Source organism: Listeria swaminathanii (assembly GCF_014229645.1).
Classification (GTDB): Bacteria; Bacillota; Bacilli; order Lactobacillales; family Listeriaceae; genus Listeria; species Listeria swaminathanii.
The window spans coordinates 73,081-99,079 of sequence record NZ_JAATOD010000003.1 but is presented as its reverse complement, the minus strand read 5'-3'; the positions used below and the strand labels follow the sequence as shown (position 1 = coordinate 99,079).

Genomic DNA, 25,999 nt, shown 5'->3' with positions numbered 1-25,999 from the left:
TTAGTACTAAAAATGTATTAGAATAGAGAAGAGAAACGGGAAGGGATGATGGAACGCATGAAATTTCAACTTTTTATTCAACCGAAGTTAGACGTTCTTCAAGGAAATATTGTCGAATATGAAATACTTTTGCGCGACGATAGTGAAGTTCCTAGATTTCCTCTATCAGAATTAGAGGCAGTACTCGCAGATGAAGAGTTATACTTGGCTTTTTCAGAGTGGTTTAGCGAGGCTTTCTTAGATGTTTTAAAGAAATATCCAAATGATCGATTTGCCATAAATATTGCGCCACAACAGCTTTTTTATACTGAAACGCTTCACTGGCTGGATAAATTAAAAAGTGAGAGCCACCGCATTACTGTAGAAATGACTGAAGATATTTTCGATGTTCCCGCGCATAAACGTCACCTCAATGCTAACGACAAAGACGCATTTATCCTAAACAAAATTAAAGTGATTCACGGGCTCGGCTACCACATTGCAATGGATGATGTTAGTTGCGGCTTAAACAGCCTAGAGCGAGTGATGAGCTACCTACCTTACATAATCGAAATCAAATTTTCATTAATTCATTTCCAAAATATTTCATTAGAAGACCTACTATTATTTATTAGAGCATGGGCGAATTTTGCTCAAAAAAACAAGCTTGATTTTGTTGTTGAGGGGATTGAAACGAAAGAAACCATGGCTCTATTAGAAAGCCATGGCGTCTCGATTTTTCAAGGTTATTTAGTTAATAAGCCGTTTCCTGTTTGAAAACTGTCTACTTGATCCAAAAGATTTTCATGAGAACTAATCGTAATGGGTCTTTTAGAGAGCAGTAAGCCATTTTTGCGTAATGCTTCCAGCGCCTCTGTAATTCGAGCGCGACTAGAACGACAATAATCAGCTAAGAAAGTTTGATTGATATAGGATGGAAGCACAATTGGCCCATCAGATTGATGCAAATTTAGCAGCTCAATAATTTCCACAAAAATACGGGTGACTTTTATGATAGGTGATTGGTTAATATTCTTGTAATTTTTCGCTGTAAATAAATATCTAACAATAACATCATCCAGTACAAGATGGAAAAATTGAGGATTGGCGTACAGATAATTGAGGAAAAATTCACGGTCGATAAACAAAGCAGTGCCATTTTCTAAAGCGCGAACTCGGTATTCAGTGAGTTCTGGAGCTGTCTTTGTTTCGAGTAAACTTTCCATTCCAAAAATCGCTTGTTGAGCAATCAAAGCATTTATCATCCAACGGCCTTCGTTTGTCGGCCCCTCCAATACAGCGGTTCCTTTTAAAAGAACGCCCATTTGAGGAGGCTTTTCTTCATAAGCTCGGAACGAATGAATAATATCGCCTTTTTTAAAAGAGATTTTACTCGAATAGTCACTAGAAAAAATATCAGAAAAATTTATAGTGTGAAGCATTATCAAAACTCCTATACTAAAATGGGATTGTTAACTACCATACTACTTTACTGCTATTCGTCCTAAAAAGATACCGGATAAAAAGCGATTTCACAATATAGACATGAATTAGTCACTCATTAGCAACAATCCCCGTAATTTCACCACTAAAAACATACTTTTAAAAATTTAGCCAAAATAAAAAGACCCATAAAAATGAGCCTTCTTAAAATTTCTTATAAACATCAATTGAATTGCCAAAATTAATTAGATAGCCACCATAATCATACATTGGACCATATTTTTCAGCATAATGAGTCACCGTGTGCCGTAAAAATTCTTCGGTAACCTCTAAAAACTCCGCTACTTCAAAATATTCCCGTAAACCAAGGTAAAAGCAAGCGATGATATCGTCGAGTGGTATCAATTCTTCATACCCTTTTCGTCGAGCAAAAATCTCTTGTTTTTTATCCATGATTGTTTCTTGTTTGGTGATATTGCCTACCGTGTATTTATAGTGCATCAATTCTTCTACTAGAATACAACCTTTTTCAATGGAAGATTGATCTTTGCTAATGAAAATTGTTCCATTTAAATAAAGACCGGGTAGTTTGTAAGGCATTTTCTCTTCTCTAATCGTTACCTCGTCTTGGTATTTAGTTAGTAATTTTTCGTACAATAAAATCACATCCCGCGATGGAGTTTTTTCTTCATCTCTATATAAGCTAGAATATCTCGCATTTCTTCATCTGTTACATCATCATCAATATGGGCCGCAATTGTCACCAAGCGTTCATCAACAGGCGGTAAGCTTCTTTCTGGGAAAAAATCATCTAATCGTTTGTTGAAGATTTTTGCAAGTTCAAATAAAACATCTTGATTTGCTTTTCGGTCGCCATTTTCATAGCGGCTAATCGTTTGGCGAGTTGTATGAAGCTTTTCTGCTAATGCTTCTTGATTTAAGCCTCGTTCCTCGCGATATTGTTTTATTTTATTTCCTACAAATTTATTTAGCTCCATTATAATTGTCCTCCATATGTTTATGGCTTCAGTATAGCACTTTTAGCACCAAAACGGAACTTTTTCGAACATATTTGTCGGAAAAAGTTTTCAAGTAACCAAATTGGTGCTATAATATTTGTAGAGCTAGAAAATAAATGAGGCTGCATTTTACATCGATAGCACCGTTTTGGTGACAACGAACTAGCATATTAACTTATGAGATGGAAGTGGGAATGGATGGATAGAAAACTTTTGAAAGAAAAGCAAATCCAACTAATTTTTCAACTAGAACAAGAAGAAAATCGATTTATTCGGAAACGTTTAATAGAAGAGTTGGAGTTTTTTGAAGCACTTGGGGATAGAGAAAAAGGTCTTTTAACGGCGGAACAAAAGTTACTTATTTTAACACCTGGCGAGTACCGTGAATATAAAAAGACTAAATCGGATGTGCAAATCAGCAAATTGATTGGGGTATCAAGATCGTCACTTGCCGATTGGAAACGAAAAAAAGGATTAAATAGAAAAAAGTCGCAGCCGGTACAGCAGGAAATGATTGAGGTTTTAGCTTTTCATCTAGACAAAACGGAAGAAGAAATTGGTCGCTTGCCGGCAGCTGCAATTGAGTGTCAATATGAAGCCTACGTCATTAATGAAGCTCATAATTAAGGAGTGATGGGATGCAAGTTTTAATTTTACCAGAAAATAAAGAGATTAATTATATAAAGACGGTCCAAGAAGTGAAACGATTTTTTGAGGATTTTCAGCGGTTTCGAGTAATTGCTGGGTTATCGAAAAAACCATTTTTACTTAGAGACGGACTTTTGGAAGAAGCGCATTTTGGCACATTGGGATTTTCTGCTAGACATAATAAGGAAGTAATTATGGAAGCGCGTTGGTTAGTGGAGAAATATACGGCGACGTTAAATCAAATGGATGGTTTAGATCGAAATATTTTGCTGGAGTGTTATGTAGAACGAAAACAAGATGTGGCAGTAATGATGGATTTGCCATATGAAATAGCCCAGTTTAAACGTATTAAAAAACGAGCAGTACTAGAACTGGCAACGATAATGGGAATTTTAGTAAGGAAATGATGATACTTTTATGATATTTTGCGGCATCATTTTACCGTTAATATAAGAGTATGCTAATTGTCCAGCAAGCGGATGACAATAAAAGCTGCGTCAGAATGAAGGTGCACCGATTTTCTGATAATACAAGTTGTTTTAAAAGGAATTTGTTTTTATTACTGGATATTAAATCCGTTGACATAAACAAATATTCTATTTTGGAAAGTAACGTTCGGAGGAATAAATTATTAAGAATGGTCTTGACTGAATGTTGCTTTTCGTTTTTAAAGGAGTGAGTGCTTGGTGTTAGGCCAACTGACGGCAATGTAATCAAAAAGGAGGTTTTCCATGGAAGTCGTACTAAAAATTGGGGTTTTGGGATTTGGCGCGGTGTTTGGATACTTGTTTGGGGAAGTGGATATATTGGTAAAAGTGCTAGTGTGCTTTATTGTAGCTGACTATGTTTCAGGGCTACTCGCTTCAGGGTATCTTGGGGAACTTAGCAGCAAAATGGGTTTCAAAGGAATCGCGAAAAAAATCGCTATCTTAATTTTAGTGGCTATTGCGCATCAAATAGATTTGATTCTGGGAACGCATAATACAACGCGGGATGCGGTTATCTTTTTCTATTTGGCGAATGAGCTGATTTCTATATTGGAAAATTTCGTTCGAATGGGAATGAAGGTCCCGGAAGTGTTGAAAAATTTAATTTTGATTTTCGATGCGAAATCAGGGAATGAGGAGGAAAAGCATGACAAGAATATGGATTGATGCCGGTCATGGTGGCAAGGATCCTGGTGCAACTGGTAACAGCCTCGTTGAAAAAAACTGGGCGCTAACTATTGCGAAACAACTAGAGACAGAACTCGTTAGCGCTGGCTTTGAAGTAGGGATGACACGTACAAATGATACTTTTTTAGAGTTAAGTGAACGTGCAAAAAGAGCGAATAGTTTTAAAGCAGATTTGTTCCTTTCGATTCACTTTAACGCGGGTGGCGGTAAAGGTTATGAAGATTATATTTACACGTCAGTTCCAGCTAGAACCAAGACAATTCAAAAAGTAATTCACAAAAATATTATGGAAAAAGTTACTAAATATGGTATACGTGACCGAGGGATGAAAAAAGCTAATTTTGCAGTGTTACGCGAAACTGCAATGGATGCAGTTTTACTAGAAGCAGGCTTTTGTGATAGTACAGATGCAACAATTCTTAAATCGAATACGTATCAGCGAGATTATTGCCTAGGAATTGTAGCAGGCGTGAAAGAGATTTTTTAAAGGGCGGCACAGAAGTAATTATTATGGAAATAAACTTTGTAATTTCAAAAAAAATAAAACATAAACAACAGGAGGAACAAAAATGAATGAACTTGTAAAAGAATTTGATATTAAAAAAGCACAAGATAACTTAGCGGTACAGGTGAACTGTTGGGCACCGTTCCAATTTGTAATGATTAGTGATTTATACGTATATGGTGTTGAACAACCAGCGCTTACTAATCCAGATAACGCAACCATTTACCAAATTGATAATAACGGTGAGGTTCGGGGTAAAATGCTTCTTATGAGGGGCACACATAACTCTGCGTACGGCGTAAAAACTATCGATGGTAAAGACTACATCTACGCTCCGATTCACACAACTAGTGGAAATAAAGTGGTTCATAAATTTGAGTTTGTGAAAGATACAACGATTACCGAATCTTCTCCAAACGTAACAAAATTAGGAGATTTCGGACAGAAAAAATCTTTTAATGTTAATATTGTGAATGATGATGTATTTGTTTTCACTCTATTAGAAGATAATACGGCAACAGTGATGAAATTTACACTTGAGGAATTCGAACAAGGCGCTACAGATAGTGCGATTAAAGTTGAGGTGGGTGATAAAGGTTACGGCTACCTACAAGGTTTTGCTGGGTTTGGCGATAAAGTGTATATTGCAGTTGGCCCTGGTGGAACTCCGAGTAAGCCTGGTAGTCAATGCTACTTGTACACACACTCCTTAACGGATGGTAGCTTGTACGATAAGCAATGGATTTCTTGGGGGACGGATGATGAACTCGGAGAACCGTTTAACCAATCTCACGAGCCTGAGGGTATGGCCTTTTTTGTAAGTAAAACGGGCGAGCCGGTCTTAGTTCAAACTGTTTATACTGGTGGTTATGGTGAAGGTGGAGGAGCAGTCCAACGCCGTAATAAACTATATACAATTACAAACTTAAATAACAGTGAGGATTTTGCAGGTAGATTTAACCGTAAAAGACCTGCATCTGCTATGATCTATGAAGGTTCACTTAAAGGCAATAACAAGGACACAGCATATATGACGCGGGATGTCTCCAACTACGAATATATTGTAGTAACATGGATGCATGGCGATGGGGTACGCCGCAATCAAAGTTTCCGTGTGAAAAACTTACTAGAATATTCACGAGTAGACCTTTCTAATCTTGTACTACAAAGTGATGGATTTGCTACAGCTTACTACTTTATTGTTGACATTACAGGATCTCAAATGCGTATTCACGTTTCAAGAGCACGAAGAATGAAACCAACAGGCTGGGATGCTTTAGTTGATCCTTATGCAAGCTCTGTAGTCCTTTCTGTAGAAGGTTATGGTTTACGATAATTTTAAATTAAAATAAAAAACCCCCTTATTATACTAGCTATAATAAGGGGGTTTTAGCTATTTAATTAACTTCTCTTACGCAAAACATAAAGCGCAGTAGTTGTTAAAATAATCCCAAACACAGTTGCAAACCCTGCAGTATCACCAGTTGTTGGTAAATTAGCATTGGAGGATGTTCCTGGTTTAGTTGTATTTGGTGTAGATGTAGTTGGGTCTTCGGTAGTTGTTGTTCCGCCATTTGTGCCGGAGCCGTTACCGTTGTTTGTTCCACCATTTCCATCTGTTCCACCGTTATTGCCGTTTCCATTACCGTTGTCCGTGCCGCCGTTTCCGTTATCTGGAGGAGTTGTTGCGGCAGCTTGAACGGTTGCTTGGAAAGTAGTACTGTAGCCATTCGGGTCAGTGATAGTTGTTGTGATTTGGTCGCCTTTTTTAAGGTTTAAAGATGTTACATCTACGGAAAATTTGCCGTTTGCGTCTGCCGTTGCGTTAGGTCCGGCAGCTAGAGCCATTCTTGCATTAGTAGTAGCTTTTTGAACGGAAACTGTTGCGCCTGGTAAAGTAGTTCCGGTTAATGTTTTGTCTTTTTCGGCGAATTTGTTGATTTTTGTTGCGTCTTTGATTGCTTTGATAGCTGCATCTTCGGTTTCTTTGTCGATTTCAGCTTGGGATTTGTAGACTTTGCGTCCTTCTTTTTGGGCTGTAATGACTTTGCCAGCAGCTTTTTGGTCTTTGATGTAGTTGATGAATGTTTCTGTGTCTGGGTCGATTGCGGTTACTAGGTTTGCTTTTTTGAAGGCTGAGAATCCGTCGCCGCCGCCAAATAGGAAGTCATTGATTACGACTTTGTATTTTTGGTCGGCTTTTAATGGAGTGCCATCTTCGGTTGTAACGCTTGCCACTTTGTACGCGTGATCTAAGTCATCTGTATCTGTGAAAGTGTATTTTAGGCCAGAAATTTGTAGGAAATAAGTTTGGTTGCTTAAATATTGTTGGTTTAATGCTTCCAAAATATCAGCGCCAGTCATTTCTACTACTTGCAAAATGTTACCAAATGGCTGAACGGCTTGAGCCGCGCCCCATGTGATTTCGTTTTGACCATTTGCAAGGCGAGTAGTAAGATCGGAACGAATTCCGCCGTTGTTTGTCATAGCAAAGTCGACATCGGCGCCGGCTTTGTTTGCCATGTAACGTTGCGCATCCGTAATCATGTTACCAAGCTCGGATTCTTTATCATCAATTGCTTTGTTGTCTGAATTTGTATCGCGAGAAATGACGTCTTTGTTTGCCAGTCCGATAGTTTCGTTGATAACTCCTTCAATGCGGCTTTTCGCATCTTCAGTTACTGCTGTAATATCGGCATTTGGTGTGACGCTTCTCGTGTTGTATGTAATTTTAGCGTCGGGTGGTGAAACGAAATCGCCGGTTGTTTTATCAAGTTCGCCAGTTACGTCTGAAAAAGCTTTACCATTGTTGTAACTTTGAACGATACGAGTTTTGCCAACTAATCCGTTTGTGTATTGGTGATTGTGACCAGCAAGGACTAAATCGACCGAGTTATTTGGGTCTAATTCGTTTGCTTTTGTAATCATATTAGCAGCTTCACCAGCTACATCTTGTTTTGTTCCAGTGTTTGGATTTCCAGTGGAAAGAGCCGGAACGTGAGATAGAACAACGATTGCGTTAACGCCTTGACCTCTAAGTTCAGCAGAGTATTTGACGATTGTTTCTGCCTCATCAAGAAAATCGTAGTCTTTAATATGATTCGCAAGAACTAAGTTAGGAATTTCTGTTGTAACGATACCGATGAAGCCAACTTTGACGCCATCAATTTCTTTTACATAGTATGGTAAAAAGCCTTCTGCGACTGTGTTTGTCCCTTTGTTGACTACGTTAGCTGCGACGATTTTCATGTCACTTTTAACGCGTGGATATGCTTCTACGATTGGTCCGAATTTGTTTGTAGAAACCCCATCCAAAATTCGTTTGTACTCAGGTAATCCTTCATCAAATTCGTGGTTACCTAGTGTGCCGACTTCGAAATTCATTTTTTGGAGAACTTTCATCGTTGGCTCGTCTTGAAGTAAACCGGAAACTGCGGGGCTTGCGCCGACCATATCGCCCGCTTGGACGCGAATGGCATTGTCAGCTGTAGCTCCAGGATTAGCCTGTAAAAATGAGCTAGTGGCGTTATCCAAGTTGGTAGCTAAGTAATCTGCGCCGCCAATTGGTGAGCCGGATGCATCTTTAGAAGCTGTCTCAAGCGCTCCGTGGAAATCATTTATTCCCAAAATTTGAATGGGAACCGTATCTGCTGCTGCTTGTGCTGTTGTCCCGGTGAATGGTGCTGCAAGTCCGATTGTGAGCCCTGCTACGAGTAAAACATGTGTAGTTTTCTTGAAAAATTTGTTCACTTTCACACTCTCCCTTTTTTCGCCAGTGGCAATTTTGTAAGCGCTAACTCATAGGTGCCTAGCTATAATTGTAGCAAAGTGGCATCGCCCTAGCAATAGGAAATATGGATTTTGTGTAAATGTAATAATAATATTTGGCTATATTTTCATTTCGATGAAAAAAAGGGTAAACTATAGAAAAAGGAGGGATAAGATGGATATCTCTAGCACGGAAATTTGGGATGCGATTAGGAGAAATAGTTATTTGCTATATTATCAGCCAAAAGTAGATGCGAAAACGAATAAAATTATCGGTTTTGAAGGTTTGGTTCGACTAAAAACAGCGACGGCAATTTTGACTCCAATTGATTTCTTTGAAGATATTGTCCTTTTAAATGCAACGCGGGAAATGCAAGATTTTGTTGCCGAAACAGCGATAGAACAACTCAACCAACTAGGTGGACGTTTTTCGATTTCGATTAATATTCCGGCGCATTATGTAGTAAGTAGCAATTATATGGCTTATTTATACGATTATGTGAAAGAACATTTAAAGTACCCGGAATGCTTAGAAATAGAAATTATCGAACGGGGCGAAATTACGGAGCTAGCTATTGCGAATAAAAATTTACGAAAAATAAAAGATCTTGGTGTCAAAGTGAGCATGGATGATTTTGGAAAAGGTTATAGTTCGCTTGCATACTTGCGCAGTTTACCGATTGATATTGTCAAAACAGATATGTCATTTATCGCGCTTTTGAAAACCGATCGCAGACAACAGATTATTATTCGCGCGATTGTGAATTTATGCCATGATTTGGGCGGGAAAGTAGTAACAGAGGGCGTAGAAGACATTGAGCAAGTCGAAAAATTACGGGAAATGAAAGTGGATTATTTTCAAGGTTATTATTTTAGCCGTCCGCTCCCAATGGAAGAAATTAAACAAAAGTATTCTATCGTGTGAAATGTAGAAATAGAAAAATTGGTTGGAGTGAGAATGGTAATTTACCAAATTCACACCAACCAATTTTATTTTTATTTGATTAAATTGTTAGAAGCATCTTTTACAACAACGTCATGTGCGCCGCCTTCTACGATAGAAGTGGACGAAACGAGTGTGATTTTTGCTTTTTGTTGTAATTCAGGGATATTGAGCGCGCCGCAGTTACACATCGTAGAGCGGACTTTACTAAGGCTGATTGCGACATTGTCTTTCAAGGATCCAGCATAAGGAACATAGGAATCTACGCCTTCTTCAAAGGATAATTTTTTGTCGCCGCCAAGGTCATAACGTTGCCAGTTACGCGCGCGGTTAGCTCCTTCGCCCCAATATTCTTTCATATACGTACCGTTTAAATTCACTTTATTAGTTGGGCTTTCGTCAAAACGGGAGAAGTAACGACCAAGCATGATGAAGTCAGCGCCCATTGCTAGAGCTAGCGTCATATGGTAGTCGTACACAATTCCGCCGTCAGAACAAATCGGAATATATACACCTGTTTCTTCAAAATATTCATCGCGGGCTTTAGCAACGTCAATTAAGGCAGTTGCTTGGCCGCGGCCGATCCCTTTTTGTTCACGAGTGATACAGATTGAACCACCACCAACGCCGACTTTAACGAAATCTGCGCCAGCTTCAGCAAGATAGCGGAAACCATCGCGGTCAACGACATTTCCTGCGCCAACTTTGACAGTATCGCCGTATTTGCCGCGAACATAGTCAAGTGTGCGTTTTTGCCATTCGGAGTAACCTTCCGAGGAATCGATACAAAGAATGTCTGCGCCAGCTTCTACCAGTGCGGGAACGCGTTCTTCGTAGTCGCGCGTGTTAATACCAGCTCCAACAACGTAACGTTTTGAAGAATCAAGTAGTTCTAATTTATTTTCTTTATTGGAGTCATAGTCTTTGCGGAATACCATGTGGACTAAGTTTTTATTGTCGTCTACAAGTGGTAAGGCATTTAATTTGTTGTCCCAAATAATGTTGTTAGCTTCTTTTAAAGTGGTCGATTTGTTAGCAGTAACTAATTTTTCGAAAGGAGTCATGAAATCAGCAACTTTTTCGTCTGGACTCATGCGCGTTACGCGGTAGTCGCGACTTGTCACGATTCCTAGTAATTTACCGTGCGCCGTGCCGTCTTCTGTAACTGCCACTGTGGAATGACCCGTTTTTTCTTTTAAATCAAGAATGTCTTGAAGGGTTTTGTCTGGGCTGATGTTGGAATCGCTAATAACGAAGCCAGCTTTATGATTTTTCACGCGAGAAACCATTGCCGCTTCACTTTCGATGGACTGGGAGCCGAAAATGAAAGATACGCCACCTTCTGTAGCAAGAGCGATCCCCATATTATCATCGGAAACAGCTTGCATAATTGCGGAAACAAGCGGAATGTTCATTGTGATTGCAGATTCTTCACCCTTTTTAAATTTTACGATTGGTGTTTTTAAGCTAACGTTTGTTGGAACACATTCAGCGGATGAGTAGCCTGGAACAAGTAAAAATTCACTAAATGTGCGGGACGGTTCTTCAAAATAAAATGCCATTATTTCCACTCCTTCTTCTATTTTTAAATGAATTTATAAAATATCTTTATTATTTCAATAACTGGCAGGAAAGTCAATGATTGGGGGAGCTTTTTTAGGAATGTTTCTGGACGTTTTCTTTTGGGTGATGAGTGGAATAGATGAAAGGTAGAGAAACTTTGGCGAAGGAGGTAATCAGATGGACGAGGAAACGCTGCTTGAACGAGGCTACCGCAAGTATCGCGGGGCGGAAGTAGATATTTATTTTAATACAAATGTTTGCGAGCATTCGGGTAATTGTGTAAAAGGTAACGCAGAACTGTTTAATTTGGACCGAAAACCGTGGATTATGCCAGATAATGTATCGAAAGAAGAGGCAGAGCGGGTGATTCATACTTGCTCAAGTGGAGCACTTCAATATATCGAGAAATAGGAGGAGATTAGATGGAATATAAAAATGGTGAAAATAGAATTTATGCTGTAAATGATGAAGGCGTAGAGGTTGGCGAAGTGACTTTTGTGCCAACTGGGGAAGATATGTTTATTATTGACCATACTGGCGTGGATGATGCAGCTCGTGGTCAAGGGATAGCCCAAGAACTTGTGAAACGTGCGGTCGAAAAAGCAAAATCAGAAGGGAAGAAAATTGTTCCGCTTTGTCCATTTGCAAAAGCTGAGTTTTCTAAGAAGCCGGAATATCAAGAAGTAGAAGCATCTAAATAATAAGCGTAGACTGGGTTTTCTGCCCGGTCTATTTTTTTATAAAATAATTTTTGGAATTTCAGTTTTCTCTTCTTGACATCTGCTTTGTTTCAGTGTATCTTTAATTCACAGTAAACTTATAGGAATAATAGTATTACGTTTTCTTATCAAGAGTGGTGGAGGGAATCGGCCCAGTGAAACCCAGCAGCGGAGCGCGAGTTCTATGCTAATTCCGATCAGAAGTAATATTCTGGCAGATAAGTAGTAGCTTTCAATGAGGCGCTTCGATTCTGACCAAAAAACAGAGGAAGCGTTATTTTTTAGCGCTTAAAGAGGGGAGTTTTTGTTAGATGAAGAAATTTTTATTAGTAGCGGTTATCTCGGTTTTTGCCTTGGTGTTAACGGCTTGCGGAGGTTCTGGCGCTAGTTCAGACAAAGCAAACGGTTCAGGCAAAGCGAAAGACGGCGGCTCTCTTATTATCGGAGTTACAGGAGATCCAGAAGTTATCAATCCGAACTACGCTTCTGACCGTGTAACATTAACGATTCAACAAGCTATATACGCACCGCTATTTTGGGAAGTTGACGGGAAACCGGCACTTGCAAAAAGCTTAGATATTTCAGATGACAACTTAACTTACACTGTGAAACTAAAAGATGGTTTAACTTGGCACGACGGCAAACCTTTAACTGCAGACGATGTAGTATTTACTGTAAATTCTATTTTAGATACAAAACAAAACAGCCCGAACCGCGGCAACTTTGTTTTTGACAATAAACCTGTAAAAGTAGAAGCAGTAGACGACACAACGGTGAAATTCACATTGCCAACTGTTGCTCCAGCCTTTGAAAATACAATTAAAACTTTCTTCCCAATTCCAAAACACATTTTTGAAGGGGTAGAAAACATCGAGAAAAGTGATAAAAACAAAAATCCAATCGGCTCAGGTCCGTACAAATTTGTTGAATACAAAACAGGCGAATATGTTTCCCTAGAAAGATTCAACGACTATTTTGACGGCAAACCAAAATTGGATAAAGTTACTTTCCGAATCACAAAAGACCAAAACGCAGCTAATTTGGCCCTGCAAAATGGTGAAATCAACTTAAAATCCATTCAACCTTCTGATAGAAACAAAGTAGAAAAAGCGAGCGCGGTAAACATTATCACTTACCCAGAAAATCGCTTAAGCTATGCGACATTCAACGAAAACCAACCAGCACTTAAATCAAAAGAACTTCGCCAAGCCCTTTCTTATGCGCTTGACCGTGAAGATATCATTGATGCTGCATACGGTTCAGATGAATACGCAAAACCAGCTTCCTCGTTCCTAACAGAAAACACGAAATATTTCACTGATAAAGTAGAAACATACGACCAAGACATTGCCAAAGCGAAAAAATTAGTAAAAGAAAGTGGTTTTGATACAAGTCAAAAACTAACTGTTTACTATTTAAACAACAGTAAATCACAAGAAAGTATCGCGCTTTACTTGCAACAACAATACAAAGAAATCGGCGTGACACTTGACTTAAAACCAACTGATCCAAACGCACTTAGCAACATCACACTTGACCGTAAAAATGCAGATTACTCCATCGCGCTAAATGGTTATATCATGGGGAACGATCCTGATGCATATAAATCTCTATACCTAAGCGATGCGCCTTACAACTACTCTAACTACCACAACAAAGACCTAGACGCACTTTGGGAAAAAGGCGCTGTAACTGCTGACGATAAAGAACGTCAAGAAATCTATGAAAAAATCCAAAACACAATTGCTGATGACGCTGTAATTTATCCAATTTCTTATGATAATGCAGTACTCGCTCTTGATAGCCGTTATGGTGGACAAAAAGCTGCAACACCACAACCAGTAACAATGTTCCGTGATCTTTCTAAATTATATTTAACGGAATAATAATTAAAAATCATTCGTGAAAAATCTGGCCTGCCATGCTTGTTTTTGGCAGGTTCAGATTTTTACTTGTCATTTTTAGTGTTTTAGATAGGAGATAAATTATGCTAAAAACAATCATAAAACGCGTATTGCAAATTATTCCGATGCTATTTATTATCTCGATTATTTCGTTTGCCCTTATCAAATTAGCGCCCGGAGATCCCGTGAATTCCTTTGTTACGCCTGATATGAATCCTGATGATGTGGAGCGGATTAGACAGAGCTTAGGACTTGATCAACCGATTTATGTGCAGTACTTTATTTGGCTTGGAAATTTGTTGCAAGGGAATCTTGGTTATTCGATTGTGAATAGCCAGCCAGTTTTACAACAAATTTTAGAGAGAATTCCGGCGACACTTGGTTTGGTGGGAACTTCACTCGTGCTGACGCTATTGTTGTCGATTCCGCTTGGTTTGGTTGCGGCGAATTATGAAAATACGTGGATTGATAAAGTGTTAAACGGGATTTCTTATATAGGGATTTCGATTCCGATTTTTTGGTTTGGAATGATTTTAATAGATGTATTTTCAATTCAGCTAGGTTGGCTTCCGAGTTTAGGAATGCGAACGATTGGGGTCGACTCTTTTTGGGATATGGCGGAGCATGCAATTTTGCCAGTTATAACGCTGACTTTCCAAGGGTGCGCGGCATACTATCGCTACGTTCGCTCGAATACCATTAACCAATTAAAAGAAGAATATGTTTTATTCGGTTATGCAAAAGGGCTGTCAAAAGTGCAAATTATGGGGCATCATGTCTTGAAAAATTCCTTGTTGCCAGTCATAACGCTGCTTGGGATGTCACTTCCGCAAGTCATTACAGGCGCTTTTATTACCGAAAGTATTTTTTCATGGCCGGGCATGGGCTCGCTTGGAATTAATGCGATTTTTCAACTAGATTATCCGGTTATTATGGCGATTACGCTATTTTCAGCGCTGTTATTAATTATCGGAAACTTGCTGGCCGATTTAGCTTATATGATTGTCGATCCGCGGATTAGGGAAATGGGGTGAGGAATTCATGATGCGATTAGATTTTTCGAAAAAAACAATGCAAGATTTCGAGCGGGATGCAGAAGTCGTTCACGCAACACGAGAGCGGAGTTTTTGGCGCTTTATGCTTGCTGACCGCCGCGCTGTTTTTGCGACGAGTGTGCTAATTATTATTACGGTCGCTTGTATCTTCGCGTTCCTTTCGCCTTATGATCCCAACGCTCTTTCCGTTCAGGACAAATTGATGCCGCCAAATTCGTCGCACTGGTTTGGGACAGATGACCATGGTCGGGATTACTTGACGCGTGTTTTATATGGTGGCCGGGTTTCGCTACTTGTCGGTGTGTTTGCAATGATGATTGCCGTTGTCGTTGGAACGCTCGCTGGTACAGTTAGTGGTTACTTTGGTGGCTTCGTTGACAATATGGTGATGCGTTTTCTTGATATTTTCATGTCGATTCCGTCATTTTTCCTACTGATGATTTTAAATGCGTACTTAAAACCGGGAATTTCGAACATTATTATCATTATCGGATTGCTTTCTTGGATGGAAGTGGCGCGGATAGTCCGGGCAGAAACTCTGACGCTAAAAGAACGTGAATTCATTTTGTACTCTAAGTCATCCGGTGGCGGATTTTTTCACATTATGTTCAAACACATCATTCCAAACGCGATGCCATCGATCGTCGTTGCAGCTTCATTAAACGTCGCTACAGCCATTTTAACCGAGTCAGCACTAAGTTTCCTTGGCCTCGGCGTTCAACAACCTAACGCTTCGTGGGGCAGCATGCTGAACAATGCGCAAGGTTACGTCGGCGAAGCAACTTACTTGGCGCTTTTCCCAGGATTATTAATTTTAATGACGATTCTTTCGTTTAACGTCCTTGGCGATGTACTGAGAAAAGGTTTATCACGTAGATACTAAATTTGAAAACACTTTGATTTTTTAAGTCAAAGTGTTTTTTTGTTTTTTAAAGAAAATGTACTTAAAATAGAAGCGTAAAAAACGTGTCTCAGCCAATTTTCAAAGGATAAATTCACAAAACGCTCACAAAAGGAGAGCGCGCCCGGTGCTATAATTAAAGGATAAGGTTTCATTATTATAGACAGAGATGAGGTGCAGAAATGAGTGAAATAAAAGTTAAAGAAACAACATTGAAAAAACACGCGACAAAGCTAGAATCTAAAGGGAAATCAGCTGAATATTTACCGATGAAAGGTGGCAATATGGCCTATAGTCGAGCCAATTCCATCAATCACTTTCGAACTGCATTGTTTGATTTGGTAGACGCGGTGGACAATTTTCAAGGTGTGGTAGGAACAGATGCCAAAAGATTGAAAGAATTGGGTGCATCATTTACTCGCAAAGACCAAGAGCTTGAACGGAGCATGGGATTGGGGGGTAAATAAATGGATGCAAAGAGCCAGCAAGCGGAGGCGCAATTGCAACTGCTGAAAAAAGAACAATCCGTGGCCGAAGATTTTTTGCAAGATTTACAACGACAACAAAATGAACAAGAGTGGTTAGCGGAAGATGTTGCGCGTGTTAACCAAGAAGAACGGGAGTCGCTCGAATTTTTGCGCGAAGTCTGGCAAGGCGCAGAATCGAGAAGTTTCGGCTACTATTTGGCAGATTTACAGGAAGAAGAAAAACAGAAGTGGCATAAAAAAATCCAAGCAAATGAAGAGGAATGCCAACAAAAAATCACCGCTTGCCGAAAAAACATCTACCAATTAGAAAATCAACAACAAGATTTACAAAAGGAGTTGTTACAGTGAGCCGAATTGACATCGGAGAAATACAAGCCTTTGCGCACCAACTACATACAGCCAATGAAACAGGAAGAAAAAACATTCAAGACATCAAAAATGCTGTGAAAAACTATACCGAAGACGGCAGTTTAAAAGGAAAAGCGGTTGACGCATCGAAAAATTATTACCAAATGACCTATTTTCCATTATGTGACGCGATAATCGAAGCCATGAACGAAAGTGAAGAACGATTAGCGCAATATATAGCTGATTTTCACGCCCAAGTGGACGGTTCGGCTGATGCAAGAATTGATGCGGATGGCTTATATGAACTCGGGAAGATGATTGATCGTATTGAAGCGAAAAAAGAAGCATTAGCCCAGCGAATGAATACCGGAACGGAAGGGCAAATGCAGAGCTATCGTTCCCAGCTGAGTATCGCCTACAAACAGGAAAATATCTTAGAAAAATACTTGGCATTTGAACAAAGTCATGGCGGTTTTTTTGATAATTTAACAGATTTAGTCCGAGGAATTCAGCAAACTATACGCGAACTCCAGTCGAATATTCAATTTAATAGTAAAACGGGCACCTATGATATGAGCAAGCTGAATTTCACCACCGTAACCCGGATGCAAAACGTCCTAGAAAAAGCATTAAACGATAACGCAAAAACATTCAATTTTGACGAATACCAAAAAACGTACCGTGGTCAAATGTGGGTGTTAATGAAAAATGGTATAGTAGACATAGAAGCTACGAATGCGTATAATGCCGCCGTATTTGGTGGGGAAATGCCGCATGAAAGCAATGAAGCACAGGAAGAAGCCGAGTTGTTGCAGGCGGTTATTCAATCGGTGAAAAAAGGAAGAGACCCGGTTACTGGACAAGAGATAAGTAAATCGCAAGGGTTTGGTATTATAAGCGGTCTTATTTTTCGTTATACTGTTGGGGGTTATAAAGGGAAGAAGTTCAAGCTTCCTAAAGCTTGGTTAAATAGAAGGAAGAAAGCTAGTGGGGTTAAAAAAATAGAAAAAACTCCAGAATTGGAGGACCATATAAGAAATACAGATCCGAATGTCCCGCGAAAAAGGGGCATTGGTGGTGCTCATAATAGTGAAGAATTTTTCAAAAATGACGTAGAAATTGTAAAACAAACACCAACGGACATTCCTGGAGTATCTGTTGTAGAGTATCGTATACCAGAATTAGATGTCAAAGGAAATCCTACAGGACGGTATAAAAAAACGATTTATAAAAAAACAATATATAATCCTAAAGTGATATCTGATGAAGAGTATATAAACAGGGGATTAGAAGCAGCTAATAATGCTACTTCTAATCCAGACGACGGGAGTTTACCAAGAGAATGGACTGGTAAAGATAATACAGGTAAAACATGGAGAGGGTACTATGAAGATGGTAAAATTACTTCATTTTATCCTGATTGAGTAGGAGGGAAAATAATATGTTTCATGAAAGAATCAAAAATAGTGAGTTAATTAATGAAAAACAATATCCTGTAAAAGTAGTTTTTGATGAAATTTCTGATGAAGAATTTATTTCAATAATAAATTCCGTTTCAAAAGGAGAGGGATTTGGAGTGGAATCGGGTACATGTCTTTTTCCGGGAGACTTAGATGAATATGATATTGCTCAGGGGGAAGGATTTGACGGAGTAGAGTTTGGATTATACTCTGGAAGTGAAATAGTGATTGACTATAAACAATTTTATTATTATTTGAATATTATATGTAACAGGTATGTAGAATCCTACCCCGAAAAAAAATTACTCCTAGATAATGAGTTAAAAAAATATCAAGAATCATTTTCAATATAGATTCGTGAATTATAAATAGTTTAAGATAAAACAGGTGCCTGTTTTATCTTAATTACATAGTTGGAAAATAAGTTTCTCTGTCTCAAAAACCAGTGTGTCTCAGGAAATGCTACTCCAGAACAAATAAAAATTTCAGATAAAAGTCATTGGAAGGAAAGAATTGAAATGCCAGACTGGGATTTTAATAATCCTGAGTCAATGAAAGCATGGGATTTGGCTTCTGGTTCTTATGCAGAACAAGTTTCTGGTGAAGTTCGTGCAGTAGTTGGTTCAACTTTGAGAAAAGGAATTATTTTGGAAAATGCTGAGTAACCTAGATTAAAAAATAATCCTAACTTAACGAAAATAACAACGATTGTTCCTAAAACAGGACTTGAAAAAATTTTTTTGGAAGGAAGTAAATGAAATAAAAATTACAGGTAGTAGTTCACATGTGAAATTGGATTTAGAGAATGGATATGTAGTGAAAGCAGGTGGAGAAATGTTAGTTGGAGGTAAATTTGTTGTATTTAAAGATTCTATGAAGAATTGGGAACCTCCTTATGAAAATAAAAAGCTTTCTGAATCTGAAGTACAAGAAATTATACAACAGATAAAACAGAGCACAAATGAAAATACAGTACAAATTTCATTTGAATAAAAGAAATGCGAGAAGTGGAGTAGGTTTGAAAGAACAAATTCAAATATCAATGCAAACGGTGGGCATGTTATGATGAAAAGGCTTGAGGGACAAGTCAAGGTACTAGCTATTTCGTGAGTTCCTCGGGCAAAGGAAAAGACGTTCAAAACAAGTCACAGGGCAACAGAAAATGGTATTCTACGTTGTATTTTCTAGCAATACAACAAATTTATCATACGAATAAGGGAGAACCTAGAAATCCAGTGTTTCGGGTTTATTTCGAGCGGAAAGTTTTAGATGCTCATATTCCATATAAAAGGAGTATAATTTTGAAAATAAAAAAAATATTACCACAAACAATAAAAAGTGAAGTTTCTTTTATAGATGAAATTAAAAATTTTGATATTGTAACTGAAAAAATGAATGACAATTTCTACACCTACAGATTAGGAAGTAACGTTATGGTGTGGTTGAATGATGAAGGGGTAATCGGGGAGATAGAGTGCATTTTCCCCGCACAAACAGATAATTTAATCACCTTATGGGAAGAAAAAAATACTGTAGTACAAAATGGATTTCCGATGATTGATACTGATATTGTTGAGAACAAAACTTTTATTCCAAAAGTAAGAATTTTTAACCATGGTGATTATTTTATACTATATTTCAGTAATATGTATAAATACAATAAAGAAATTATTTCTGAAAACCTTACTTTTTATGTGAAGGATACAGAATTAATTGCAATTAAAGCGGAATTAACCTGATGTTGAAAAATTATTATACAGGTTTCGAAGGATATCCAGAAATTGACTTTTATACTTATATAAATGGTGAGAAAACAGGTATAGAAATGTGGGAAGGCTACTTTAACAATATTATGAATGAATTTAGTCCAGTTGATGGTAGATGGGTTTCTTTAGCATATTATTATCATTTATATGAAGGCTGGTATGATGAAAGCCCTTGGGTGATTCCAGACAACAAAAAAGCCTTGGAACAATTTGGAACAATCGATATAAAAGTATTGGATAATGTTACACAAGAGATTATGATGAAACTAATTAAGTTATTAAAAGATAACTTAGATAGCGAAATTTTTATAGAGTATTCTTAATAAAACAAAGGGCACCTTTAGAATATATAAAGGTGCCCTTTGTTTTATTCAATATTTTTTGACATTTAAAGTTAACTCATTCCAATCATTCTCCATACCGTGGTCAAATGTGGGTGTTAATGAAAAATGGTATAGTAGATGTAGAAGCAACGAACGCGTATAATGCTGCCGTGCTCGGCGGGAAAATGCCGCATGAAAGCAATGAAGCGCAGGAAGAAGCTGAGTTGTTACAGGCAGTTGTTCAATCAGTGAGAGAAGGAATAGATCCAGTTACTGGGCAAGAGATAAGTAAGGCGCAAGGATTTAGTATCACAAGTGGCGTTATCTTTTACTACGCTGGTGGTGGGTATAAAGGGAAGAAGATTAAGATCCCTAAGAAGTGGTTGGATAGAAGAAGGAATGTCAATAGAATTGATTTTCTGCAGAGTGTTAATATTAAAGATTTTGTAGTTAAAGACAAGCATTTACGTAATTCTACGGCAAAGCGTGCAAGAAAGTTTGATGCAGAAACCTCAGAAGAGGCTAATTTGATAGTACAAGATGCATTGAAAAATGGTAAAGTCAAAAAAATTGAAGATAATGGCCTAGGAAGTCAAAGGCAAAAATCTTATTCTGCAATAATAGATACGGAAAAAAATGTTGGAACAAAAGGCGAGTCACATATTAAAATTGTATATGATGAATTAAATAATGTGTGGACTGTATATCCAGTTCCTGCACCATGAAGAAGGTGGAGATTAATATGAATAATATAGATAGTATTATGTCTAAATACAACAAACAACAAGTTAGTAAAATTAAAGATTTTCTATTATCTGAAATAGATTCAGACAATATAGAAGAAACCATTGATTTTGTAAAAAGTAACAATCAAGAGAAAATGGGTAAATTTCAAGATATTCTGTATGATGGTGGAATTTATTCAGGTTTATTTATAGAAGGAAATCAATATTTGATTTCTAGTTCTAATCGTAAAGTCTTAATAATTGACGCAGTTAGCGAAGAAAATGGATTGGATAAAGAGCTTACTCGAATAGAATGTTCGCTTGAAGACTTTACTTTTTTACTGAGGAATATAAAAGATGTCCTGAGATATGAGGAGTTTTAGACTTAGAATCAATGAACACGTATAATGCACCCCTCTTAGCTCGAGATTATCGCAGAAGTGCTAGTGTCTAATATTTTGAGTGGCATATTCTTTACTGATGATTATGGAGGTATACAAAATTGGATCAAAAAATAAAGGATATCTATCATATAGATGACTCTTTTTCTATTGATAATGAAAAATACAATAAGTGGCTAAAATCATTGTTGAATAAAACTAGAGGCGAAATTACTGAAAATGATGTCTATACGATGCTTTTGCAACAAGAACTAGAGGATTTAGCTATAGAAAAAGCGATTGAATTTATTAAAATAAACCCATTAGCTGGAGAAATGTGGGATGGACAATTTTTAGAACAGCTAGCAGGAATCTCAGCCGATAAATTGGTAGCTTACAAAGAGGAGTTGCAAAAATTAATACCTTATATGGATAATCAAATTAACGAAATCTTGTGGGATTTTGAAACTGAAAAAGAGGAATTCCTATTTAGATATGCGAAGTTTAAAGATAAAGTAGCTAAATTATGAAAAGAAACAAAAACCCAGCAATTACATAATTGCTGGGTTTTTCCAAACTGCTAATCAGTCCTCTATTTCTCCACCCGAATAAACTTATAACTATAAGGCGAACCAAAAGCATGTTTCTGCACCCCGGTAATATCCGTACGTTGCAACACCGCTGTTTGATGTTGATAAAGTGGTAAAATCGCCGCGTCGTCATCAAGCAGAACTTTCTCAGAAGCTACAAACGCATTCCAACGTTCTTCTGGCTTCGTCGCAAGTGTTGTATCTGTTGATTTAACAAGCTTATCATAAGCGGGACTGTTGTAGCTCATATGGTTATTATAGTAATCGGATAAGAATAAACTGCTATATGTCCACGGATCCTTAAAGTCAGGCATCCAAGCAGCTAGCGACAAGTCATAATTACCATCAGAAGTTAGCTGTGTCGCGCTCTTCGAAGGCATATTTTTCACTTTAATCGTAACTCCTGGCAAATTATCTTCAAACTGCGCTTTCAAATAAGCGAAAATGGTTTTCGTCGTTTCTTGATCATCGCCAAGCAGTTCAATCGTTACTTTGTCGGTTCCAAGTTCTTTTTGTGCTTGTTTCCAATATTTTAAAGCTTCTTCTTTGTTATAAACTAAATGGTCGCCGCTATCTGTGCGGAAATCAGCGCCCGTTGTTGGGTTTTGGACGAAATCTTTTGGAAGAAGTCCGTTCGCTGGGAAGGAACCATCGCCGAGAATGCGGTCAGTTAATTGCTGTTTATCTACGGCTAAATTAAGCGCGTGACGCAATGAATTGTTCGCAAGTGGAGTCGTTTTACCGTCACGTTTTTGGTTCATGCGCAAATAACTGATGAGCGCATCTTTTTCGGTTAGGAAATCTTTTTTATCTTTATATTGTTTAGCAAAATCGCCTGAAAGTGGCGCGCGGTCAGCACCGTTCGTATTATAAAGGTTCACGCCGGCGTTAATATCTTTCGCGACTTGCACGTCAATTTCATTTACTTTGACATTATCTTTGTCCCAATATTGGTCGTTTTTCGCGTAAGTCCATTTATTCGTAATGTTGCCGCCCCAATCCTTCATAACAAAAGGGCCATTGTATAAAGTATGCGCACTATCTGTACCATATTTATCGCCTTGTTTTTTCACATAACTTTCTTTTTGCGGGAAAAATGTTTCAAAAGAAAGGAGTGAAATGAAGTATGGAACTGGTTTTTTAAGTGTGATTTCTAGCGTTGTTGGGTCAGTTGCAACGACACCAAGATCAGTTACAGGTAATTTGCCTTCATTAATTTCAGTGGCGTTTTTAATCGAATCTTTGAAAAGTGCGGAGTAGCCCGGTGCGGTTTTTGGATCAACGGCACGGCGCCACGCATAGACGAAATCATCGGCGGTTACTTGGGAACCATCGGACCATTTCGCGTTTTTCTTTAATTTAATGGTATATTTCGTTTGGTCAGCGCTGATTTCTGGCATTCCATCAGCAACCCCAGGAACAAAGTTATCTTTTTGATCAAGTGTGTATAGTCCCTCGAAGACTTGGTTTTGTGCGGTGAAGCTAGCAAAGTCTTCCTCAGCTGTCGTATTTAAAGTCAGTAATTCACTGGTTTCAAGAAATTTAATTTTGTCCGGGGAAGTTTTTGCGGCAGATTTATCATTGTCATTTCCGCATGCTGTGAGTAAAAGTACTGTCAAAATGGCAAAAATAGGCAATGTTTTCTTTAAAAAATGCATGATTTTCTCCCCTTCTATCTGTGTATTTATCGTTATTATAAGTATTCCGATAAGATAAGTCAAATTAATGGTTTCTGCAAAAAACAGCTTGACGCAAAAAAAATCCCATGATAAGATATTTCTTGCAAATAAGAATGGTTACGTTTTACGATACGTAGTCAAATTTTACATAGCGCAGATTTAGAATTTAAATCGTAATCATTACGAAAAAGGAGAGATAGTATGAAGAAATGGTCGTTTTTAGTTGTAACAGTGTTGGCGTTCGTTTTAGTTTTGGCGGGTTGCGGTGCTGGTAGCGATAAAGTAAGTGGGGATAAGGATAAACTTAAGGTCGTTACTACCTTTTATCCAATGTATGATTTTACCAAAAATGTGGCTGGAGATAATGCTTCGATTGAAATGCTGATTGACGCCGGAACAGAACCGCATGATTACGAGCCGAGTGCGAAAGATATTGCCAAAATCGAGGCGGCGGATGTGTTCGTGTATAACAGTGAAGACATGGAAACTTGGGTGCCGAGCGTACTTAAAAGCCTAGACTCGAAAAAATTAACCGTGATTGATGCTAGTAAGGGAATTGAGCTCGTGGAAGGTACGGAAGAAGAGGAAGACCACGATCATGACCACGAAGAAGGCCACCATCACGAGCATGATCCACACGTATGGTTAAGCCCAGTCCTAGCCGAGCAGGAAGTGGCTAACATCCAGAACGGTCTAGCAAAAGCAGATAAAACAAATGCAGATACATACAAAAAGAACGCAGAAAACTATACCGACAAATTAAAATCACTCGACAATAAGTTTAAAACAGCTTTTGAAGGCGCAAAACAACGCGATTTCGTAACTCAACACGCAGCATTCCAATATTTAGCAAAAGAATATAACTTACATCAAGTCGCAATTGCCGGTCTTTCACCCGATCAAGAGCCGAGTCCAGCGCGATTAGCCGAACTGCAAAAATACGTGAAAGAAAACAACATCAGTACCATTTATTTTGAAGAAGTAGCGTCACCAAAAGTAGCAGAAACCCTCGCTAACGAAACTGGCGCAAAACTAGAAGTACTAAGTCCAATCGAAGGAATTACCGATAAAGAGCAGAAAAAAGGCATGGATTACATTGCTTATATGGAACAAAATTTACAAGCTTTGCAAAAAACAATTAAATAAGGAAGCGATCAAATGAAATATATCGATATAGCCAATATTGGTTTTAAATATGAATCCGAGCCAGTGCTTGAAAACATTTCATTTCAAGTGAGTGCGGGAGAATTCATCATACTAACAGGAGAAAACGGAGCAGCTAAATCAACACTGCTCCGTATTATTTTGGGAATTTTGCATCCGGATAAAGGTTCAGTTACTTTTGCGAAAAAGAACGCAGATGGCGGGCGACTTTTAACAGGTTATGTACCGCAGCAAATTGCATCATTTAATGCTGGTTTTCCAAGTACGGTTCTAGAATTAGTGAGATCCGGGCGCTTTCCAAATGGTAAATGGTTCAAACGACTGACTGCAAAAGATCATGCGCATGTCGAAAAAGCACTGAAATCGGTAGAAATGTGGGATTTCCGTCATAAACGTATCGGCGAGCTATCTGGCGGTCAAAAGCAGCGGATTTGTTTGGCGCGAATGTTCGCAACTGACCCGGATATCTTGATTTTGGATGAACCGCAAACTGCGATGGATAAAAATAGTAAAATTCGCTTTTATGATTTATTGAAGCATGAAGCGCAAGTCCATAATAAAGCGATTTTGATGGTAACACATGATAGTGAAGAAATGGAAGATTATGTTGATAAGCATATTCGCCTTATTAGAAAGGAGGATGTGTCATGGAAATGTTTCTCTATGGATTTATGCAAAGAGCCTTCCAAGCATCAATGATTATCGCTATTATTGCACCTCTTTTAGGCGTTTTCTTAATTATACGCAGACAGTCACTTATGGCTGACACGTTGTCGCATGTATCGCTTGCGGGCGTTGCTTTTGGGTTGATTTTAAATGTGAATCCAAGTATCACGACGCTGATTGTAGTTGTGATTGCGGCGCTTGGAATTGAGTATTTACGAGGGGTTTATGCAACTTATTCGGAGTTATCGATTGCGATATTAATGGCTGGGGGACTTGCTGTCGCGCTTGTTCTGATGAGTCTAGATCAAGGCGGAATGACAACGAGTGTGCAACAATACTTATTTGGCTCGATTGTGACAATAAGTAAGGCGCAAGTGCAGCTATTAGTCATTTTGGGAGTAGCTATCGTAGTACTATTTCTCGTGTTTAAACGGTTTATGTTTGTGCTTACTTTCAGTGAAGATGTTGCGGTTGCAGAGGGAGTTCCGGTGCGTTTGATTTCGCTGTTATTCAGTGTAGTGACTGGGATTACGATTGCGGTCATTATGCCAATTGCGGGCGCTTTACTTGTCTCCGCACTAATCATACTTCCAGCAGCAATCGGCATGCGCATTTCAAAGGGATTCCTGATGTGTGTTATAAGTGCCATTCTAATTGGTTTAGTTGGGATGTTTTCAGGCCTTGTATCCTCTTACCAACTAGGAACCCCACCAGGCGCAACAATTACCTTAATGTTTATTGTTCTTTTCGTTATTTCGACACTTATTTTAAAAGTGGTTCGTAAGTAA

General features: G+C 38.4%; 29 protein-coding genes, 4 pseudogenes and 1 riboswitch. Of the genes and pseudogenes, 27 read left to right on the top strand and 6 right to left on the bottom strand.

Annotated features, from left to right (window positions below):
- Nucleotides 1-48 precede the first annotated feature (48 nt).
- Nucleotides 49-756: an EAL domain-containing protein gene (locus tag HCX62_RS10270; protein ID WP_185639133.1), complete on the top strand. Its 708-nt coding sequence runs from the start codon at nt 49-51 to the stop codon at nt 754-756.
- On the opposite strand, the gene HCX62_RS10265 is transcribed toward HCX62_RS10270, so the two are convergent.
- The 3 genes from HCX62_RS10265 to HCX62_RS10255 form a co-directional block, all read right to left on the bottom strand.
- Entirely contained in the window at nt 726-1,421 is a 696-nt protein-coding gene (locus tag HCX62_RS10265; RefSeq protein ID WP_185638977.1) for a Crp/Fnr family transcriptional regulator, read from the bottom strand. The genes HCX62_RS10270 and HCX62_RS10265 overlap by 31 nt on opposite strands.
- A gap of 205 nt (nt 1,422-1,626) precedes the next feature.
- A complete protein-coding gene (locus HCX62_RS10260; protein ID WP_185638976.1) occupies nt 1,627-2,079 on the bottom strand; it encodes an ImmA/IrrE family metallo-endopeptidase in 453 nt (150 codons plus the stop codon).
- A 5-nt stretch (nt 2,080-2,084) separates the two neighbouring features.
- Nucleotides 2,085-2,420: a helix-turn-helix transcriptional regulator gene (locus HCX62_RS10255; RefSeq protein WP_008946528.1), complete on the bottom strand. Its 336-nt coding sequence runs from the start codon at nt 2,418-2,420 to the stop codon at nt 2,085-2,087.
- Nucleotides 2,421-2,639: 219 nt separating this feature from the next.
- On the opposite strand from HCX62_RS10255, the gene lmaD reads away from it, so the two are divergent.
- The 5 genes and pseudogenes from lmaD (at nt 2,640) to HCX62_RS10230 (ending at nt 6,105) form a co-directional block, all read left to right on the top strand.
- The gene (gene lmaD, locus HCX62_RS10250; RefSeq protein ID WP_185638975.1) at nt 2,640-3,068 is read left to right on the top strand and encodes a protein LmaD; all 429 of its coding nucleotides are present in this window, start codon (nt 2,640-2,642) and stop codon (nt 3,066-3,068) included.
- A gap of 11 nt (nt 3,069-3,079) precedes the next feature.
- Complete coding sequence (locus tag HCX62_RS10245; RefSeq protein WP_185638974.1) at nt 3,080-3,496, top strand: ArpU family phage packaging/lysis transcriptional regulator; 417 nt, start codon at nt 3,080-3,082, stop codon at nt 3,494-3,496.
- A gap of 324 nt (nt 3,497-3,820) precedes the next feature.
- The gene (locus HCX62_RS10240; RefSeq protein WP_185638973.1) at nt 3,821-4,243 is read left to right on the top strand and encodes a phage holin family protein; all 423 of its coding nucleotides are present in this window, start codon (nt 3,821-3,823) and stop codon (nt 4,241-4,243) included.
- A pseudogene (locus tag HCX62_RS10235) lies at nt 4,224-4,748 on the top strand (N-acetylmuramoyl-L-alanine amidase); the annotation flags it as partial. The gene HCX62_RS10240 and the pseudogene HCX62_RS10235, both read left to right, overlap by 20 nt.
- An 85-nt stretch (nt 4,749-4,833) precedes the next feature.
- Nucleotides 4,834-6,105: a phage baseplate protein gene (locus HCX62_RS10230; protein ID WP_185638971.1), complete on the top strand. Its 1,272-nt coding sequence runs from the start codon at nt 4,834-4,836 to the stop codon at nt 6,103-6,105.
- 65 nt (nt 6,106-6,170) lie between these two features.
- On the opposite strand, the gene HCX62_RS10225 is transcribed toward HCX62_RS10230, so the two are convergent.
- On the bottom strand, nt 6,171-8,525 hold the full coding sequence (locus HCX62_RS10225) for a bifunctional metallophosphatase/5'-nucleotidase (RefSeq protein WP_185638970.1): 2,355 nt from the start codon (nt 8,523-8,525) through the stop codon (nt 6,171-6,173).
- A gap of 187 nt (nt 8,526-8,712) precedes the next feature.
- Here HCX62_RS10225 and HCX62_RS10220 point away from each other — a divergent pair, with 187 nt between their 5' ends.
- Nucleotides 8,713-9,462: an EAL domain-containing protein gene (locus HCX62_RS10220; RefSeq protein WP_185638969.1), complete on the top strand. Its 750-nt coding sequence runs from the start codon at nt 8,713-8,715 to the stop codon at nt 9,460-9,462.
- Nucleotides 9,463-9,533: 71 nt separating this feature from the next.
- Here the strand turns inward: HCX62_RS10220 and HCX62_RS10215 are convergent, their stop codons facing one another.
- Nucleotides 9,534-11,042: an IMP dehydrogenase gene (locus HCX62_RS10215; RefSeq protein WP_003721759.1), complete on the bottom strand. Its 1,509-nt coding sequence runs from the start codon at nt 11,040-11,042 to the stop codon at nt 9,534-9,536.
- 178 nt (nt 11,043-11,220) lie between these two features.
- Between HCX62_RS10215 and HCX62_RS10210 the strand changes: the two genes are divergently transcribed.
- The 17 genes and pseudogenes from HCX62_RS10210 to HCX62_RS10135 all read left to right on the top strand — a co-directional run bounded on the left by HCX62_RS10210 (nt 11,221) and on the right by HCX62_RS10135 (nt 21,642).
- Nucleotides 11,221-11,454, top strand: coding sequence for a (4Fe-4S)-binding protein (locus HCX62_RS10210; RefSeq protein WP_185638968.1), 234 nt, complete (start codon nt 11,221-11,223; stop codon nt 11,452-11,454).
- An 11-nt stretch (nt 11,455-11,465) separates the two neighbouring features.
- Complete coding sequence (locus HCX62_RS10205) at nt 11,466-11,744, top strand: GNAT family N-acetyltransferase (protein ID WP_008946538.1); 279 nt, start codon at nt 11,466-11,468, stop codon at nt 11,742-11,744.
- 140 nt (nt 11,745-11,884) lie between these two features.
- A riboswitch (SAM riboswitch) is annotated at nt 11,885-11,987 on the top strand.
- Between the two features lie 86 nt (nt 11,988-12,073).
- A complete protein-coding gene (locus tag HCX62_RS10200) occupies nt 12,074-13,648 on the top strand; it encodes an ABC transporter substrate-binding protein (protein ID WP_185554038.1) in 1,575 nt (524 codons plus the stop codon).
- A gap of 101 nt (nt 13,649-13,749) precedes the next feature.
- A complete protein-coding gene (locus HCX62_RS10195; RefSeq protein WP_003724034.1) occupies nt 13,750-14,700 on the top strand; it encodes an ABC transporter permease in 951 nt (316 codons plus the stop codon).
- Between the two features lie 10 nt (nt 14,701-14,710).
- Nucleotides 14,711-15,604: an ABC transporter permease gene (locus HCX62_RS10190; protein ID WP_185639132.1), complete on the top strand. Its 894-nt coding sequence runs from the start codon at nt 14,711-14,713 to the stop codon at nt 15,602-15,604.
- Between the two features lie 200 nt (nt 15,605-15,804).
- Entirely contained in the window at nt 15,805-16,089 is a 285-nt protein-coding gene (locus HCX62_RS10185) for a DUF3130 domain-containing protein (protein ID WP_185638967.1), read from the top strand.
- Nucleotides 16,090-16,458: a DNA double-strand break repair Rad50 ATPase gene (locus HCX62_RS10180; RefSeq protein ID WP_185638966.1), complete on the top strand. Its 369-nt coding sequence runs from the start codon at nt 16,090-16,092 to the stop codon at nt 16,456-16,458.
- A pseudogene (locus HCX62_RS14120) lies at nt 16,455-17,087 on the top strand (T7SS effector LXG polymorphic toxin); the annotation flags it as partial. The gene HCX62_RS10180 and the pseudogene HCX62_RS14120, both read left to right, overlap by 4 nt.
- A complete protein-coding gene (locus tag HCX62_RS14115) occupies nt 17,064-17,882 on the top strand; it encodes a CdiA family toxin C-terminal domain-containing protein (protein WP_376739999.1) in 819 nt (272 codons plus the stop codon). The pseudogene HCX62_RS14120 and the gene HCX62_RS14115, both read left to right, overlap by 24 nt.
- Nucleotides 17,883-17,899: 17 nt before the next feature.
- The gene (gene cdiI, locus HCX62_RS10170; protein ID WP_185481362.1) at nt 17,900-18,271 is read left to right on the top strand and encodes a ribonuclease toxin immunity protein CdiI; all 372 of its coding nucleotides are present in this window, start codon (nt 17,900-17,902) and stop codon (nt 18,269-18,271) included.
- A 165-nt stretch (nt 18,272-18,436) separates the two neighbouring features.
- Nucleotides 18,437-18,676: pseudogene (locus tag HCX62_RS10165) on the top strand (hypothetical protein).
- A 1-nt stretch (nt 18,677) separates the two neighbouring features.
- The gene (locus HCX62_RS10160; RefSeq protein WP_185639131.1) at nt 18,678-18,911 is read left to right on the top strand and encodes an Imm74 family immunity protein; all 234 of its coding nucleotides are present in this window, start codon (nt 18,678-18,680) and stop codon (nt 18,909-18,911) included.
- Nucleotides 18,912-19,219: 308 nt separating this feature from the next.
- Nucleotides 19,220-19,657: a hypothetical protein gene (locus HCX62_RS10155; RefSeq protein ID WP_185638964.1), complete on the top strand. Its 438-nt coding sequence runs from the start codon at nt 19,220-19,222 to the stop codon at nt 19,655-19,657.
- Nucleotides 19,657-20,007: a dihydroorotate dehydrogenase (quinone) gene (locus HCX62_RS10150; RefSeq protein ID WP_185638963.1), complete on the top strand. Its 351-nt coding sequence runs from the start codon at nt 19,657-19,659 to the stop codon at nt 20,005-20,007. Before HCX62_RS10155 ends, HCX62_RS10150 begins: the two co-directional genes overlap by 1 nt.
- A gap of 95 nt (nt 20,008-20,102) precedes the next feature.
- Nucleotides 20,103-20,423: pseudogene (locus HCX62_RS14035) on the top strand (T7SS effector LXG polymorphic toxin); the annotation flags it as partial.
- Nucleotides 20,424-20,749: 326 nt separating this feature from the next.
- Nucleotides 20,750-21,115, top strand: coding sequence for a hypothetical protein (locus HCX62_RS10140; RefSeq protein WP_185638962.1), 366 nt, complete (start codon nt 20,750-20,752; stop codon nt 21,113-21,115).
- A gap of 119 nt (nt 21,116-21,234) precedes the next feature.
- Nucleotides 21,235-21,642 carry a contact-dependent growth inhibition system immunity protein gene (locus tag HCX62_RS10135; protein WP_185638961.1) on the top strand — a complete coding sequence of 136 codons (408 nt, stop codon included), beginning with the start codon at nt 21,235-21,237 and terminating at the stop codon, nt 21,640-21,642.
- A gap of 62 nt (nt 21,643-21,704) precedes the next feature.
- Here HCX62_RS10135 and HCX62_RS10130 read toward each other — a convergent pair whose 3' ends face one another.
- The gene (locus HCX62_RS10130; protein ID WP_185638960.1) at nt 21,705-23,360 is read right to left on the bottom strand and encodes a peptide ABC transporter substrate-binding protein; all 1,656 of its coding nucleotides are present in this window, start codon (nt 23,358-23,360) and stop codon (nt 21,705-21,707) included.
- A gap of 222 nt (nt 23,361-23,582) precedes the next feature.
- Between HCX62_RS10130 and HCX62_RS10125 the strand changes: the two genes are divergently transcribed.
- From HCX62_RS10125 to HCX62_RS10115, 3 genes are read left to right on the top strand one after another with little or no spacing between them, the layout of a single operon-like run.
- On the top strand, nt 23,583-24,527 hold the full coding sequence (locus HCX62_RS10125) for a metal ABC transporter substrate-binding protein (RefSeq protein ID WP_185638958.1): 945 nt from the start codon (nt 23,583-23,585) through the stop codon (nt 24,525-24,527).
- A gap of 12 nt (nt 24,528-24,539) precedes the next feature.
- Nucleotides 24,540-25,244, top strand: a complete 705-nt coding sequence (locus tag HCX62_RS10120) for a metal ABC transporter ATP-binding protein (protein WP_185530004.1) — start codon at nt 24,540-24,542, stop codon at nt 25,242-25,244.
- Entirely contained in the window at nt 25,193-25,999 is an 807-nt protein-coding gene (locus tag HCX62_RS10115; RefSeq protein ID WP_185638955.1) for a metal ABC transporter permease, read from the top strand. The genes HCX62_RS10120 and HCX62_RS10115 overlap by 52 nt, the downstream gene beginning before the upstream one ends.

Bases quoted from the DNA above. Each gene is read 5' to 3' on its own strand.
- HCX62_RS10270 (WP_185639133.1), top strand. From the start codon at position 49: ATGGAACGCATGAAATTTCAACTTTTTATTCAACCGAAGTTAGACGTT.
- HCX62_RS10265 (WP_185638977.1), bottom strand. From the start codon at position 1,421: ATGCTTCACACTATAAATTTTTCTGATATTTTTTCTAGTGACTATTCG.
- HCX62_RS10255 (WP_008946528.1), bottom strand. From the start codon at position 2,420: ATGGAGCTAAATAAATTTGTAGGAAATAAAATAAAACAATATCGCGAG.
- lmaD (WP_185638975.1), top strand. From the start codon at position 2,640: ATGGATAGAAAACTTTTGAAAGAAAAGCAAATCCAACTAATTTTTCAA.
- HCX62_RS10245 (WP_185638974.1), top strand. From the start codon at position 3,080: ATGCAAGTTTTAATTTTACCAGAAAATAAAGAGATTAATTATATAAAG.
- HCX62_RS10240 (WP_185638973.1), top strand. From the start codon at position 3,821: ATGGAAGTCGTACTAAAAATTGGGGTTTTGGGATTTGGCGCGGTGTTT.
- HCX62_RS10230 (WP_185638971.1), top strand. From the start codon at position 4,834: ATGAATGAACTTGTAAAAGAATTTGATATTAAAAAAGCACAAGATAAC.
- HCX62_RS10220 (WP_185638969.1), top strand. From the start codon at position 8,713: ATGGATATCTCTAGCACGGAAATTTGGGATGCGATTAGGAGAAATAGT.
- HCX62_RS10215 (WP_003721759.1), bottom strand. From the start codon at position 11,042: ATGGCATTTTATTTTGAAGAACCGTCCCGCACATTTAGTGAATTTTTA.
- HCX62_RS10210 (WP_185638968.1), top strand. From the start codon at position 11,221: ATGGACGAGGAAACGCTGCTTGAACGAGGCTACCGCAAGTATCGCGGG.
- HCX62_RS10205 (WP_008946538.1), top strand. From the start codon at position 11,466: ATGGAATATAAAAATGGTGAAAATAGAATTTATGCTGTAAATGATGAA.
- HCX62_RS10200 (WP_185554038.1), top strand. From the start codon at position 12,074: ATGAAGAAATTTTTATTAGTAGCGGTTATCTCGGTTTTTGCCTTGGTG.
- HCX62_RS10195 (WP_003724034.1), top strand. From the start codon at position 13,750: ATGCTAAAAACAATCATAAAACGCGTATTGCAAATTATTCCGATGCTA.
- HCX62_RS10190 (WP_185639132.1), top strand. From the start codon at position 14,711: ATGCGATTAGATTTTTCGAAAAAAACAATGCAAGATTTCGAGCGGGAT.
- HCX62_RS10185 (WP_185638967.1), top strand. From the start codon at position 15,805: ATGAGTGAAATAAAAGTTAAAGAAACAACATTGAAAAAACACGCGACA.
- HCX62_RS10180 (WP_185638966.1), top strand. From the start codon at position 16,090: ATGGATGCAAAGAGCCAGCAAGCGGAGGCGCAATTGCAACTGCTGAAA.
- HCX62_RS14115 (WP_376739999.1), top strand. From the start codon at position 17,064: ATGCAAAACGTCCTAGAAAAAGCATTAAACGATAACGCAAAAACATTC.
- cdiI (WP_185481362.1), top strand. From the start codon at position 17,900: ATGTTTCATGAAAGAATCAAAAATAGTGAGTTAATTAATGAAAAACAA.
- HCX62_RS10150 (WP_185638963.1), top strand. From the start codon at position 19,657: ATGTTGAAAAATTATTATACAGGTTTCGAAGGATATCCAGAAATTGAC.
- HCX62_RS10140 (WP_185638962.1), top strand. From the start codon at position 20,750: ATGAATAATATAGATAGTATTATGTCTAAATACAACAAACAACAAGTT.
- HCX62_RS10130 (WP_185638960.1), bottom strand. From the start codon at position 23,360: ATGCATTTTTTAAAGAAAACATTGCCTATTTTTGCCATTTTGACAGTA.
- HCX62_RS10125 (WP_185638958.1), top strand. From the start codon at position 23,583: ATGAAGAAATGGTCGTTTTTAGTTGTAACAGTGTTGGCGTTCGTTTTA.
- HCX62_RS10120 (WP_185530004.1), top strand. From the start codon at position 24,540: ATGAAATATATCGATATAGCCAATATTGGTTTTAAATATGAATCCGAG.
- HCX62_RS10115 (WP_185638955.1), top strand. From the start codon at position 25,193: ATGGAAATGTTTCTCTATGGATTTATGCAAAGAGCCTTCCAAGCATCA.